General features: G+C 37.0%; 17 protein-coding genes. 14 read left to right on the top strand and 3 right to left on the bottom strand.

The window, feature by feature from the left end:
* Positions 1-5 precede the first annotated feature (5 nt).
* From AB1278_RS02765 to AB1278_RS02700, 14 genes are all read left to right on the top strand, one after another.
* Positions 6-752: an ABC transporter ATP-binding protein gene (locus tag AB1278_RS02765; protein ID WP_238349611.1), complete on the top strand. Its 747-nt coding sequence runs from the start codon at positions 6-8 to the stop codon at positions 750-752.
* The gene (locus AB1278_RS02760) at positions 739-2007 is read left to right on the top strand and encodes an ABC transporter permease (protein ID WP_202839867.1); all 1269 of its coding nucleotides are present in this window, start codon (positions 739-741) and stop codon (positions 2005-2007) included. The genes AB1278_RS02765 and AB1278_RS02760 overlap by 14 nt, the downstream gene beginning before the upstream one ends.
* On the top strand, positions 1997-2425 hold the full coding sequence (locus tag AB1278_RS02755) for an acyl-CoA thioesterase (RefSeq protein WP_105684190.1): 429 nt from the start codon (positions 1997-1999) through the stop codon (positions 2423-2425). Before AB1278_RS02760 ends, AB1278_RS02755 begins: the two co-directional genes overlap by 11 nt.
* Entirely contained in the window at positions 2422-3588 is a 1167-nt protein-coding gene (locus AB1278_RS02750; RefSeq protein WP_429812280.1) for a beta-ketoacyl synthase N-terminal-like domain-containing protein, read from the top strand. Before AB1278_RS02755 ends, AB1278_RS02750 begins: the two co-directional genes overlap by 4 nt.
* A 10-nt stretch (positions 3589-3598) precedes the next feature.
* On the top strand, positions 3599-4138 hold the full coding sequence (locus tag AB1278_RS02745) for a 3-oxoacyl-ACP synthase (RefSeq protein WP_429812277.1): 540 nt from the start codon (positions 3599-3601) through the stop codon (positions 4136-4138).
* Between the two features lie 99 nt (positions 4139-4237).
* Positions 4238-4495 (top strand): phosphopantetheine-binding protein, encoded by a 258-nt coding sequence (locus AB1278_RS02740; protein WP_034692439.1) that lies wholly within the window; start codon positions 4238-4240, stop codon positions 4493-4495.
* A gap of 84 nt (positions 4496-4579) precedes the next feature.
* Complete coding sequence (locus tag AB1278_RS02735) at positions 4580-5779, top strand: beta-ketoacyl-[acyl-carrier-protein] synthase family protein (protein ID WP_429812274.1); 1200 nt, start codon at positions 4580-4582, stop codon at positions 5777-5779.
* The gene (locus AB1278_RS02730; protein ID WP_429812272.1) at positions 5776-6837 is read left to right on the top strand and encodes a beta-ketoacyl synthase N-terminal-like domain-containing protein; all 1062 of its coding nucleotides are present in this window, start codon (positions 5776-5778) and stop codon (positions 6835-6837) included. Before AB1278_RS02735 ends, AB1278_RS02730 begins: the two co-directional genes overlap by 4 nt.
* Positions 6838-6992: 155 nt before the next feature.
* On the top strand, positions 6993-7748 hold the full coding sequence (locus AB1278_RS02725; RefSeq protein WP_429812269.1) for a polysaccharide deacetylase family protein: 756 nt from the start codon (positions 6993-6995) through the stop codon (positions 7746-7748).
* A complete protein-coding gene (locus AB1278_RS02720) occupies positions 7741-8367 on the top strand; it encodes a LolA family protein (protein ID WP_110009847.1) in 627 nt (208 codons plus the stop codon). Before AB1278_RS02725 ends, AB1278_RS02720 begins: the two co-directional genes overlap by 8 nt.
* A complete protein-coding gene (locus AB1278_RS02715; RefSeq protein ID WP_202839880.1) occupies positions 8333-8968 on the top strand; it encodes a hypothetical protein in 636 nt (211 codons plus the stop codon). The genes AB1278_RS02720 and AB1278_RS02715 overlap by 35 nt, the downstream gene beginning before the upstream one ends.
* A 78-nt stretch (positions 8969-9046) precedes the next feature.
* Positions 9047-9427, top strand: a complete 381-nt coding sequence (locus tag AB1278_RS02710; RefSeq protein WP_202839881.1) for a 3-hydroxyacyl-ACP dehydratase — start codon at positions 9047-9049, stop codon at positions 9425-9427.
* Positions 9424-9900 carry a hypothetical protein gene (locus AB1278_RS02705; RefSeq protein ID WP_202839882.1) on the top strand — a complete coding sequence of 159 codons (477 nt, stop codon included), beginning with the start codon at positions 9424-9426 and terminating at the stop codon, positions 9898-9900. The genes AB1278_RS02710 and AB1278_RS02705 overlap by 4 nt, the downstream gene beginning before the upstream one ends.
* Before the next feature lie 4 nt (positions 9901-9904).
* Complete coding sequence (locus tag AB1278_RS02700) at positions 9905-11077, top strand: DUF2062 domain-containing protein (RefSeq protein WP_202839884.1); 1173 nt, start codon at positions 9905-9907, stop codon at positions 11075-11077.
* A gap of 51 nt (positions 11078-11128) precedes the next feature.
* On the opposite strand, the gene AB1278_RS02695 is transcribed toward AB1278_RS02700, so the two are convergent.
* From AB1278_RS02695 to AB1278_RS02685, 3 genes are read right to left on the bottom strand one after another with little or no spacing between them, the layout of a single operon-like run.
* Positions 11129-12382: an alpha/beta hydrolase gene (locus tag AB1278_RS02695; RefSeq protein ID WP_395971878.1), complete on the bottom strand. Its 1254-nt coding sequence runs from the start codon at positions 12380-12382 to the stop codon at positions 11129-11131.
* A 6-nt stretch (positions 12383-12388) separates the two neighbouring features.
* The gene (locus AB1278_RS02690) at positions 12389-12754 is read right to left on the bottom strand and encodes a hypothetical protein (protein ID WP_202839888.1); all 366 of its coding nucleotides are present in this window, start codon (positions 12752-12754) and stop codon (positions 12389-12391) included.
* Entirely contained in the window at positions 12751-14439 is a 1689-nt protein-coding gene (locus AB1278_RS02685) for a C45 family autoproteolytic acyltransferase/hydolase (protein ID WP_202839890.1), read from the bottom strand. Before AB1278_RS02685 ends, AB1278_RS02690 begins: the two co-directional genes overlap by 4 nt.

The following is a 14439-nucleotide window of genomic DNA, read 5'->3' as shown; positions in this document are numbered from 1 at the left end:
AAAATATGATTGAAATTAAAAACTTATACAAAAAATACAAAAATTCTGATGAGTTTTCTGTAAATGATATTTCTTTGAGCATCAGTAAAAATGAAATCTATGGAATTCTCGGGCCCAACGGAGCCGGGAAAACAACGCTGATTTCCATGCTTTCAGGATTAATCAAACCTACTTCAGGACATTTCACCATTAACGGTTTATCTCCCCAGAAGGATGGGTTCAAAATAAGACAGATTATCGGAATTGTTCCCCAGGAATATGCCTTATATCCTACGCTTACCGCCAAAGAAAATCTTATGTTTTTCGGAAGTCTTTATGGTTTAAAGCACAACCAGCTTAAAAAAGCCATTGACGAATCCCTTGAAATCATGGGGCTTTCAAAATTTGCCAACAAGCAGGTAGGCCAGTTTTCAGGAGGGATGAAACGCCGCTGCAACCTCATCGCCGGAACGCTTCACAATCCTAAAGTTTTATTCCTGGACGAACCTACGGTAGGAGTAGATGTTCAGTCTAAAAAAGCAATTATTGATTATCTTTTAGATTTAAATAAACAGGGAACGTGCATTATTTATACTTCCCATCACCTTTCTGAGGCTGAAGAATTCTGTACAAAAATTGCCATCATCGATCATGGAAAAATTCATGCTGTAGGAACCCCTGAAGAACTTGTTTCACAGATTGCCAATGCCGAAAACCTTGAAGACGTTTTCATTTCATTAACCGGAAAAGAATTAAGAGATGTTGTTGTATAAACTGTGGAGAAGTTTTATTAAGGAAATTCTTCTGCTGAAAAGAGACATCGGAGGAATTGTCATCATCTTTGTGATGCCTTTGCTTTTGATTGTCACCATTACCCTTATTCAGGATTCTACCTTTAAAAACCTTGAAGGATCAAAGATTCCTATTATCTTTATTGATCAGGACAAATCTGAAGTTTCAAAAAATATAAAAGCAGAACTGGAAAACAGCAAAACATTCCAGCTGCTGACCAACTTCAATGAAAAATCTGCTCAGGAGGCTGTTTTTTCCGGAGATTATCAGATGGCGATTGTCATTCCTGAAAATTTAACGAAAGATTTAAATTCCAATATTGATTCGAAAGTTCAGACCATTGTAAGTTCATTCGGGCTGGAAGGAGATTCTGCAAAAGTAAAAACAGCAGTTCCCAAAGCCAAAGAAATTCATTTGTACTTTGACCCTGCTACCAATGTGGGCTTCAAAAATTCGGTGATGAATTCTGTCAACAAAATGGTTTTTGAAATTGAAAATAAAAAGATTTACAAAGCCTTCCAGGATCAGCTGGGAACAACGGAAAATCTTGACGAAAATAAAAACCTGATCAGCTTTAAAGAAATCACTCCCAAAAAAGGAGCAATGGATGTCATGCCAAATTCCGTTCAACACAACGTTCCTGCATGGACACTTTTTGCGATCTTCTTTATTGTTGTCCCTTTATCCATCAATCTGGTAAAAGAAAAAAGCCAGGGAACAAGTGTAAGAGCAAGAATAAGCCCTACTCCTTATTTTGTCCATATTTTAGGAAAAACATTTACCTATCTTATCATCTGCCTTATTCAGTTTTTACTGATGGTTGCCGTAGGAATTTACCTTTTCCCTTATATGGATCTTCCGGCTTTTGATGTATCCGGAAAAATGTTCCAGCTTCTGACAGTAACACTGTTTGCAGGACTGGCAGCTATTGGATTTGGAGTTTTATTGGGAACTATAGCCGATACACAGGAACAATCTGCTCCATTTGGGGCGACTTCTGTAGTGGTTCTGGCAGCCATTGGCGGAATCTGGGTACCTGTATTTCTGATGCCGGAATTCATGCAGACCGTAGCGAAATTCTCTCCTATGAACTGGGGACTGAATGCTTATTATGATATTATTTTAAGGAACAGCGGAATTGGTGGGATTGCCAAAGAACTGGTTTTCCTCTTCTTATTCTATATTGCCACCGTAGCTATTTCTATTTTTTACGAAAAAAAACAAAATGCAGTCTAAAGAAAATATATTAACCTGTACCGAAGAAGTAAGAGTACGCTTCAATGAAACAGATCCGCTGGGCATTGTCTGGCATGGGCATTATATCGTGTATTTTGAAGACGGAAGAGAAGCTTTCGGTCGTCTGCATGGTCTTACCTATCTTGATATTCAGAATGCAGGATTTGTAACACCGATCGTAAAAAGTACCTGTGAGCATTTTCTTCCTTTAAAGTATGGAGAAACATTCAGAATTGTGACCACTTTTATTAATTCTGTATCTGCCAAACTTATTTACAGATATGAGCTTTTCAATCAGGAAGATCAACTGGTATGCAGCGGAGAAACCATTCAGGTATTCCTCGACAGCAATGGAAGCTTATGCCTGTATAATCCGGAATTTTTTCAAAACTGGAAAGATAAAATGGGATTATCATGAAGAAGGAAATTTATATCACAGATTACAATTGTGTAACTCCGCTGGGCTTCAATGTTGAGTCCAACTGGAACGCTCTTTTGGAAGGAAAATCGGGAGTCGCTTCACATACAATCATAAACAATCAGGAGGCTTTTTATGCTTCTATGATTGATTCTGAAAAACTGAATGAAGAATTCAACAGATTCTTCGCTCAGCATACAACTGATTTCACAAGACTGGAGAAGATGCTTCTTTTAAGCTTACAACCTCTTGTTGAAAAACATACCGTTTCGGAAAATACGGCTTTCATCCTTTCCACAACAAAAGGAAATATCAGTCTGTTAAAAAACCAGCCGGAATTACCGGAAGGTGTTTATTTATCAAAATTAGCAGAAAAAATTGCTTATTTCTTTGGATTTAAAACCAAACCGATCATCGTTTCTAACGCCTGTGTTTCAGGAGTAATGGCAATGTCTGTGGCTAAAAATATGATTCAGGCAGGAAAATATAAAGATGCCTTTGTGATTGCAGGTGATGAGCTTTCTGAATTTGTTATCTCAGGATTCAATTCATTTCAGGCAATAGGATCAGGGCCTTGCCAACCTTATGATAAAAACAGAGACGGAATTAATATTGGTGAAGCAGCAGCCGCAATTTATATCACCTCATGTCATTGCGAGGAACAAAGTGACGAAGCAATCTCACAAAACGAAAAACCCAGGTTTAAAGTCCTTGGAGATTCAGCAGTGAATGATGCCAATCACATTTCCGGACCTTCAAGAACCGGGGATGGTTTATATGCCAGTATCAAAAATGCGATGACTGAAGCAAAGGTTTTTCCGGAACAGATTGATTTTATCTCTGCCCACGGAACGGCAACTTTATATAACGACGAAATGGAAGCTATTGCCTTCAACAGAATGGATCTCCAACATATTCCGCTCAACAGTATGAAAGGCTATTACGGACATTGCCTGGGTGCTTCCGGTCTTTTGGAAAGTATTATTTCTATGGAAGGAGCTCTTCACAATACTTTGATCCCCTCAAAGAATTTTAAAGAAATGGGAGTAACCCAACCTTTGAATATCATCAGAGAAAACCAAACTGCAGAAATTAAATACATTCTAAAGACCGCTTCTGGCTTTGGAGGTTGTAATGCAGCTGTTGTACTGGAAAAATGTTAAACTGAAAGTGATGAAGAAAATAAATACCTGTACCATAGGACATTCAAAAATAACCGTTGACGGAAATCTTATTTTTGAAAGCCCAAGCAAAACCTTTCAGGAATTTGCCAAAGAAGCTTATAAAAGTTTAGACCTCAGCTATCCAAAGTTTCATAAAATGGATAACCTGAGCAAGCTGGCTTTTCTTTCCGCCGAAACCATTTTGAAAGATGATGATCACAGCAGAACAGCCATTGTTTTTGCCAACAGATCTTCCAGTCTGGATACGGATTTCAAATATCAGGAAAGCATCAACGATCAGGATAATTTCTATCCAAGTCCTGCCGTTTTTGTGTATACTTTACCCAACATCTGTGTAGGAGAAATCAGCATTAAACACAAAATGCAGACAGAAAATGCTTTTTTCGTACTGGATGATTTTGATGAAGAATTTTTGAATGACTATTCTGAACAGATTCTTCTATCCGGAAAAGCCGACAAAGTATTGTGCGGCTGGGTGGAATTGTATCAGGAAAATTACAAAGCTTTTGTATATTTGCTCACATTATAATTTAACAATGTACCAATCTGATAATGTACCAATGCTAAAGGCAATAACAACCATTGGTCAACTGGTACATTGATATATTGTTACATTAAAATACTATTTATGGAAAACTTAAAAACAGAATTGAAACACAAAATTATCGAAGTTCTTAACCTTGAAGATGTATCTGTAGAAGAAATCAAAGATACTGATCCATTGTTCGGAGGTGGATTAGGATTAGATTCTATCGACGCTCTGGAACTTATCGTTCTTCTTGATAAAGACTATGGAATAAAATTAGCAGATCCTAAAAAAGGAAAAGAGATTTTCCAATCTATCGATACGATGGCAAAATTCATCGAGGACAACAGAACAAAATAAATTAATATAAAAATCTAACAGTGTAACAATGTATCAATTATTGGTAAATTATCCGATTGTTACATTGTTACATTATTGAATACCATGAGTCAAAAAATTGCCATAACGGGAATGGGCATCATTTCCTCCATCGGAAACAATGTGGAGGAAAATTTTATTTCATTGCAAACCGGAAAACATGGAATTTCAGATATTGAAATGTTTGAAACCCGCCACGCCGGAGCCATTAAAACGGGTGAAATAAAATTATCCAATGAAGAACTTGTACAACAGCTTCAGCTTGATGAAGACAATAACGTAACAAGAACTTCTTTATTGGGAATGATCGCTGCAAAGGAAGCTGTAGAAAGTGCAGGAATTTCAGATATCAATGGTTATAGAACCGGCTTGATTTCTTCTACCAGTGTAGGCGGAATGGATATCACTGAAAAATACTTCTACTCTTACGAAGACTTCCCTGAAAAGCAAAAGTATATTGACGCACACGATGCCGGAAATTCCTCATTGGCGATTGCCGGTTATCTGGGATTAAAAGGGATGGTTTCTACCATTAGTACAGCCTGCTCATCAGCAGCCAATGCTATTATGATGGGCGCAAAGCTCATCAAAAACGGGGTTTTGGACCGTGTGATTGTAGGAGGAACAGATTCTCTTTCAAAATTTACTTTGAACGGATTCAATACCCTGATGATTCTTACGGATTCCTACAACACTCCTTTTGACAACAACAGAAAAGGGCTGAATCTTGGGGAAGCTGCGGCTTTCTTAGTCCTTGAATCTGAAGAAATGGTCAAAAAAGAAAACAAAAAGGTTCTCGCTTATCTTTCCGGATATGGAAATGCTAATGATGCCCACCATCAGACTGCCTCTTCAGAAAATGGGCAGGGTGCATTTTTAGCGATGCAGCAGGCTCTGAAAATTTCCGGCGTGGAAAAAGAGCATATAGATTATATCAACGTTCACGGAACGGCTACTCCTAATAACGATCTATCTGAGGGAATTGCCATGATAAGAATCTTCGGAGAAAACCAGGTGCCTGAATTCAGCTCCACAAAAGCATTTACAGGACATACTTTGGCCGCAGCAGCAGGAATTGAAGCCGTATTTTCAATTCTAACCATGCAAAACAGTGTGATTTTCCCGAACCTGAATTTTAAAACAAAAATGGAAGAGTTTGACCTTACTCCTGTTACCGAATTGAAAGAGAAAAACATCAATCATGTGCTTTCCAATTCATTTGGATTTGGAGGAAACTGTTCCACCTTAATTTTCTCAAAATCATGAGTGCAGTATACATCAACAGTGCATCCTGTATCTCGGTTCAGGACACTTTAAACGACAATATTCTTCAGAACCTTACTGTTAAAAATTCTTCAAACATCATTAAAGCGATAGAACCTAATTACAAAGAGTTCATTCCGCCTGCGATGATCAGAAGAATGTCTAAAACCGTAAAAATGAGCTCCGTAGCATCTCACTACGCATTGAAGGAAGCTGAAATTGAAAAACCGGATGCTATCATTGTAGGAACCGGAATGGGCTGCTCTCAGGATTCTGAAAAGTTCCTAAAAAATGTGATTGATAATCATGAAGAGTTTCTTACGCCTACCTTTTTCATCCAGTCTACCCATAATACGGTAGCAGGACAGATTGCTCTGGGATTACAGTGTCATGCTTACAACTTCACGTATGTAAATACTTCTTCTTCACTGGAGTTTTCGTTACTGGACGCTCAGCTTCAGATCAATGACGGAGAAGCAGAAAATGTTCTGGTAGGTTCTACAGACGAACAGACGGACAGAACCATGGAACTTTACTGCTTAAATAATACGATCAAAAAAGAAGCAGATCTTCCTGCAGATTATTTGAATTCTAATACCAATGGCGTAATCTGGGGCGAAGGAGCCAGCTTTTTTGTAATTGGAAAAGATAAGACCGAAAACTCTTACGCTAAGCTTAAGAATATCCAGATCAGCAACAAGGTTGAATTGAATGAAGTAAAGGATTTTATCCAGAATTTCCTGGTTCAAAACAATCTTTCCACTCATGATATTGATGCGGTTATTTTAGGATTCAGTGGAGATGCACAATCAGATATGTATTATACAAAAGCAATGGAACTGTTTCCTGATTCAGCACAGCTGTATTATAAACATCTGAGTGGAGAATTTAATACGGCAAGCGGGTTTTCCACCTTTATGGCCTGTCATATCCTGAAGGAACAGCAGATTCCGGAAGTAATGATGATCAATGCAGAAAAAAAGGAAAGTATAAAGAATATACTTCTTTACAACCATCTGGCGGGTGATGATCACAGCCTGGTGTTATTGGAAAAGGCATAATTGTTGAAATTGAAAATTATACGGTCTATTTGTCCTTCAGAGCGAAACGCAGTGAAGCGTGGAATCTAAATTAGAAATTAGTCTGGACTCCTATGGAGTGACAATGGTATACAATAAATATTACGACTATAAAACTTGTAATAAAACAATCAGCAATGAAACATTATCCCTTCATCCTGTTCTACCTTTTCTGTAACGTTTTTATTTATGCGTTCCACGGAAGTATTTGGGTATATCTGTTTTGTTTTTTTGCTTTTTCTGCAGTAGTTGTCTGGGGTTCTTTTGACATTGAACTGGGATATTTTGTGAACAGTATTACTCATAAGCGTACCAGAATAAAAGAAGTGGCCCTTACATTTGATGACGGACCTACTGAATTTACCCCAAAGTTTTTAGACCTGTTTAAAGAACATCAGATAAAAGCAACTTTCTTCTGTATCGGAAAACAGATTGAAAAATACCCTGAGACGTTTCAGAGAATCATTGCAGAGGGACATACTATAGGAAATCATACGTTATCACATTCCAATTCTACAGGGTTTTTATCGACTTCAAAAATGATTACAGAGATTGAAAAATGTGATGAAGTCATAAAAAATGTGGGAAATATCAGCACCAGCCTCTACAGACCACCGTTCGGGGTAACGAATCCCAATATTGCGAAAGCAATTAAAAAAACGAATAAAGTAAGCATCGGTTGGAATGTCCGGTCATTGGACACCATCATTGATGACGAAAAGAAAATCTACAACAGAGTGACAAAAGGCCTGAAAAATGGGAGTATTATTCTGCTTCATGACACTTCGGAAAAGACATTTCGCGTGCTGGCCAATTTATTAGTATTTTTGAAGGATAAAAAATATTCAACCTTTACTGTTGATACAGTGATAAATTCAAATAGAAATGATTAAAAATATTGCTTTCGGAGCATTCTTACTGGTTTCCGGTTTCTTTTTTGCTCAAAACACAGCAATGTCAGGAGCTGAAGCCAAAGCATTTGTATCGAAAGTTTCTTCTGATACAAAAGGAATTAAAACGTTGCAGAGTGATTTTACCCAGACCAAAAAAATGGATTTTCTGGATAAAAGCATTGTTACTTATGGGAAAATGTCTTTGCAAACACCCAATATGCTGAGCTGGAAATATACAAAACCTTATCAGTACAGCATTGTTTTTAAAAGCAATAAAATCTTCATCAACGATCAGGGGAAAAAATCTTCTGTAGATGCCAAGAGCAAAACATTTGAAAAAATCAATAAACTTATTGTAGGAAGTTCGAACGGAACCATGTTCAATGATCCTGAGTTCACCGTTACCTATTTTAAGAACGGAAATTACAATGTGGCGAAGTTTATCCCAAAAACTTCTCAGCTGCTGAAATATATTAAACAGATCGAACTGTTTTTCCCTAAGAACCAGTCGACAGTTTCACAGGTCAATATGACGGAGGCTTCCGGAGATACTACGAATATTGTTTTCAAAAATACCAAGATCAATGCTTCAATTCCTGCGTCAGAGTTTACTTTATAGCCTGATTCTGATCCTGGCTGTTTCCTGTAAAACCTATAAGTTAACAGAAGCAAAACCTGTCTCTTCTTCTGAAAAGATGGTGGAAAACTTATATTTCTCTTCCGGTGAAGATTATGTTTACAAATGCCAGATGGATATTTATAAAAACCATGTAAGCGGTATTCTGATCATCAAAAAACTGAATGAAACAACGCATCGTGTTGCCTTAACTTCTGATTTCGGGAATAAACTGATAGATTTTGAAGTCTCTGATAATGATTTCAGACTGAATTATGTGCTTCCTGACCTGGATAAAAAAATAGTCATCAATTTCCTGAAAAACGACTTTCAACAGCTTCTGAAAAGGAAATATCCGGTCAGTGAAAGTTTTGAAAACGAAAATGCTAAAATCTACCTTTCAAAAATCGAAAATAAAAGCTATTATCTGTTTTTCAACAAAGAAAGTAATTTGCTGAAGCAGATTATCTATACGAAAAACAACAAAGAGAAAATCGATTTTACTTTTGATGCAAAAAAACCTATCTTCGCAGACAGCTTAAACCTGCAGCACAAGGACTTTAAGATCAACATAAAACTATTTCAAATAACCGAAACAGAGTAATTTCTGCCCTCAAATCTATGGATATATCTATTTTTTGGAAAGAAATTGATTATACTTTAATCTTAAAAAAATAAGATCATGCAAACGATTCTTACAGACTTTTATACTTTAACATCATACGATAAAGCAGAAGACGGAAAGTTTACTGCTCATATTCATCTTAATAAAGACCACGATATTTTCAAAGGACACTTCCCTGGAAATCCGGTGACTCCCGGTGTTTGTATGATGCAGATCATTAAAGAACTTACTGAGGAACTGACGGGTTCAAAATTATTCCTGAAAACCGCTTCGAATGTAAAGTTCATGGCAATTATCAATCCCTTTGAAACCCCTGATCTGGTACTTCAGCTTGATATTACTGAAAATGAAGACGATGTTAAAGTAAAAAACACCACTTCTTTTGGCGAGACTATTGCATTGAAATTGTCTGTAAGCTATAAAAAAATATCATCATGAAACTAATCTTATCATTCATAGCAGCATTTGTTTTTTTCTTTCAATCTGACCTTGAAACGCTGAGAAACAGCTATGCTAAGGCGAACGAATCCACTACCAATACTGCGAGCTTTATTGAAACTGCGGAAAAACAATCAGGTTCTGATGCTGTAACTGTCGGATATAAAGCAGCAGCAAAGATTATGGAGGCGAAAATTGCTAAAAGCAACAGAAAAGCTCTGGTAAAGACAGGCGCTACAAGTCTTGAAGGCATTATTAAAAGTAATCCTAATAATGCAGAACTTCGTCTGATCAGAATGAGTGTTCAGGAAAATATTCCTAAGATCGTAGGATACCGCGGGAGCCTGAAGGATGATAAAGCTTTCCTGCTGAATAATTACAGCAAACAGAATACAGCTCTGAAGGGCTATATCAAAAGGTTTGCAATGCAATCTAAAACCATGACAGAGGCGGAAAGAGCCACTTTAAAATAAAAAAATGCTGCTTGCTGAAGTACAGGACGCCATTTCTGAAAAGAAGATATGCGTTTTAATCCCTACCTACAATAATGAAAAAACCCTGAAGAGGGTTATTGACGGTGTTCTCAACTACACCGGAAGTATTATTGTGGTTGATGATGGTTCTACAGATTCCACGCCTCAGATCCTTGCTCAATATCCTCAGATCACTGTAATTTCCTTACCGGAGAATAAAGGGAAAGGAAACGGCCTAAAAACAGGTTTCAGAGCAGCAAAGAAATCAGGATATGATTACGCCATCACCATTGATTCGGATGGGCAGCATTATCCGGATGATATTCCGGTATTTGTAGAAGCTCTTCTTCAGGAAAAAGAAGACGTTCTTCTGATCGGAAACAGAAATATGTCTCAGGATGGCATTCCTAAGAAAAGCAGTTTCGGAAACCGTTTTTCCAATTTCTGGTTTTGGTTTGAAACCGGTATCAGGCTGGAAGATACACAGTCCGGCTACAGACTTTATCCTTTGCATAAAATTCCAAAGAAATATTTTACCCCTAAGTTTGAATTTGAAATTGAAATCATTGTAAGAACTGCCTGGCGACATGTTCCGGTAAAAAATGTTCCGATCAAAGTTTTGTATGATCCGGCAGAGCGGGTTTCGCATTTCAGACCTTTCAAAGATTTTACAAGAATCAGTATTCTGAACACCATACTGGTAACGATTACTCTACTTTATATTATTCCGAGAAATTTCGTGAATAATTTCAAAAAAAAAAGCTTTAAAAGATTCATCCAGGAAGATGTCTTAGAAAGTGACGGAAGTAACCGAACAAAAGCATTTTCCATAGCTTTGGGAGTGTTTATAGGACTTTCTCCTTTCTGGGGATTCCAGACTCTTCTGGTGATCAGTTTATCTGTACTTTTTAAGCTTAATAAAGTCCTTGCATTTGTAGCCTCCAATGTGAGCCTTCCTCCTTTTATCCCTTTTATTATTGCCGCTTCTCTGTTTCTGGGAGCTCCCTTTGTAAGTGGAAACAGCGATATTCTAAGTCAGGATTTAAATTTCGAACTGATCAAGAACAATCTTCTGCAATATGTGATTGGCAGCTTTATCTTAAGCACAACACTTTCGGTCATTGCAGGAATAACCTCTTTTCTGTTTCTGAATAAGGTAAGCCCGGAAAACAATTAAAAAAGCCCGGAACAAAGTTCCAGGCTCATTATAGCAATAATCTTATTGTATTTATTTCAGAATAAAATCTGTAATGTCTTTCAAAAACTGTTCATCCACTTTTCCTTTTATTTCATAATCTTTTGGAGATGGTTTTCCGGAACCTTCAATAAATAAGTGACTTAATGCAGGATAAAATTTAAAAACAGCTGTTTTATCATTTTTCAATGTTTCTTTCCAAAGATTAAAATCTTTTTCAGTCACCTGATAATCTCTTCCTCCCTGTGCGAAAAACATCGGAGCTTTGATTTTTTTAACTTCGTTAAGCTGATTATAATCCTTCAAATACTTCCAATATGCGGCAGACTGGCCCAAAGGAAGCTCTGATGCAGGAGAATGTAAGTTAAATTGGGATGAGTTTAAAAAAGCAACCTGCTTTTTAATTTCCTGAACAGCTTCGACTGTAACTTTAGCCGGATCCATCGTATGAAGATATTCATATTGCTCAACAAGAAGATCCTGCAGCGCTCTTGCATTCCCAGCCATAAAAACATATTTTGAAACCTGTGCCTTTTCTGCAATTTTTGGAATCATATACGCTCCCTGGCTATGACCCAGAATAACGATCTCATATCCTTTATAATCAGAACTGTTTTTAAAATAAAGAGCTGCGTTTACGGCATCATTGACGGTCTCTTCTTCTACAGTAGACTTTTCAGTGAATGCTTCAGGGGAAGAATATGTTCTTTTATCATATCGATAGGAAGCAATTCCGTTGTTTAAAAGATATTCTGCAATGTCTTTAAACGGCTTGTTTTCTCCAATAGTTTCATCTCTGTCATGAGGTCCGGAGCCGTGAACGAAAATAACCAACCTCTTTTTATTGTTGGAAGGTGGAATTAATAATGTTCCGTTCAGCTCAATAGCATCACTTTTTATTTTCAATGTGGTTTTCTCATCTCTTTTTTCAAATGTTTTGTGAGGAACCAGGAAGAAACCCAGCAATTTATTATTCTCACTGAAAGTAAGCTGAATATCCAGTTTTTCCTTTTCAAATTCAGAATAGTAATAATAGGTGTTTCCTTCGTTATTTACTTCAAGGATCTTTTTCAATCCTCCAATCTGGCCCAGGAGCTGTTGCGGAATCGCTTTGAGCTGTTCCACCGGAATTTGTCCCGCTACGGAAGAATCAAAATAAGAATGTGCTTTTTCTATATTTTGATCAACCAGCAGAGCTTTAATGAAAATATTTCCAATCTCTTTTCTATCCTGAGAAAAAGCTGGCAGAAAATATACGATAAAGAATAAGGTTAAAAGTTTTTTCATAATTAATTATTTAAAAACCACATCAGAAAATGAAAGTGGCGTCATCATGATGGTAACAAATATCGAAATAATAACCAAAGCGAGCTGGGTGATATGATATGTTTTTTCCCTTTCCTCTTCCTTCATTTCAAAGGTAAATTTTATTTTATCAGGTCTTCTGATAATCAACCAGATAAACACAAGAACAGCCAGATTCATCAGTATGGGAAACACAAGAAATATTTTACTCCCATAGCTGTCTTTCATACTTCCGTAACCGTGAATAATGATGGTTTCAGGTATTGAGCTGTACACGGTGCACAAATACACAGAATAACAGATGATAATAACAAAAGGAATACAGAACAGCAGTTTTATATATTTGGGGATCATTTCAGTTTCTTTAAAGTTTTCTTCAGGTATTTTTCTACATTCTTTCTATCCGGAACCGTCGTAATTACTTTAGTCAGCGCTTTTTCAAACTCCATTTTTGCCTTTGAATATTCTTTTTTGCTAAAATAGTATTTTCCGGATTGATAATAGATCAGCCAGAAATCGGGGTTCATAGCCTGATAGGAATGAATAACATCATCCGTCAGCAGTGTATTTTTATTGCCAGCAGCCTCACTGATTTCTTTCCCGTACATTTTAGACAACTCATAGTTTTGAAATTCTTCAGAATCCGCAAATGGATCTCTTGGAATATTTAAACCTGATTTTGAAAGGTCATCAGGCTGCAATCCTTTGTCTGAAAAGATTTTGTTCAGATCATAGCAAACAAATTCTCCCAGCTGATACGGATTGGAAGAAACCCAAACCAGTTTTTTCTGTGGCGAAAATATAACAGCATGGTGAGCTAGCAGCTGATTGAGTGCTTTTTCATTACCGTAACCGATGCTTTCATCTTTTAAACCGGATCTGTTCCTTAAAATGGAAGCCATCTTTTCCGGTGTTATTTTCTTTTCTTCCTGCAAAAGCTCCTGAAGCCTTTCATAACGGTATTCAGAATGGCTTTCCTCAATATGTTTCTGATTTCTTTTGTCATCTTTATAAGCTTCCGACTGAAAATGATTGGTACAAAGAACTCTGCTGGTATTCTGCACGCTATATACACCGAAATTCTTAGGCGAAACTTCAATGATTACCGCATTTTTGTCTGCAGCGCTTCCCACCAGAATAGATTCCGAAACAAATACTTTTCTTTTTTTAGCAATCGCAATGGCTTCTTCTATATTTTTAGCATACTGCAGAATTTCTCTTGTAACAAGGGAAATCGGGGTTTTGGCTGTTAAAGGAATTTTTGATTTCCCCGCATTAATGGTTACTGTAATTCCTTCCTTATTCATTCCTGAAACCACACCAATCATTCCCGGCCAGCTTACCGACATGTAAGGAATTCCTTCATCTGGCTGAACAAATTCTACCAGCTTGTTCCTTGAAAAATCATCGCCTACATAAAAATCAAAATTTCTTCCGATCAGCAAATCCCCATCTTCGGTGTTTTCGTTCCATACGGCAAGAGAAGTACAGCCCACCATGGCCAGATCCTGCATCGCATGTCCTATATCATGAGCTCCGTGCAGATAAAGGCTTCTTAAATATTTGGGAGCAATAAAATCATACTGATCCGAGGAATATTGTGACAAACCATATAATTCTGCCTGATAATCTTCTCTTACATTGAGGTACATTTTTCTGTTATACCATTTTAAAAAGCCCCTTAATATCCTTTGTCTGAATTTTGAAGGGACAAAACTTTCCACTTTTGAAAAGAAAATGCTTTCCTGCTTCTGCATTAGGCTTTGTGTCAATGCTCCATTATTATATCCTAATTGTAAAGGATTTCCTTTAATATAAAGTTCCCAGAGCTGTTGTTTATTTTTGGTAAGATAATTCTGATTATAGCTGAAAGTGCTGTCGTTGATTCTGGTAATTTTTGGAACCTCCAGAGCATATTGTTTTACCTCAGGAATATGCCGGATAGATTTTGATATTCCGCAGGATATGAAGAAAAAACAAAGAGTGAGATAAAGAAAGGTTCTTTGAACGGATGTATAAATGGTTTTAGTTTTTTTCAC

The sequence above is a fragment of the Chryseobacterium sp. NRRL B-14798 genome, from assembly GCF_050470705.1.
Lineage (GTDB): Bacteria > Bacteroidota > Bacteroidia > Flavobacteriales > Weeksellaceae > Chryseobacterium > Chryseobacterium cupriresistens.
This window is presented reverse-complemented; position numbering and strand designations above follow the sequence as displayed.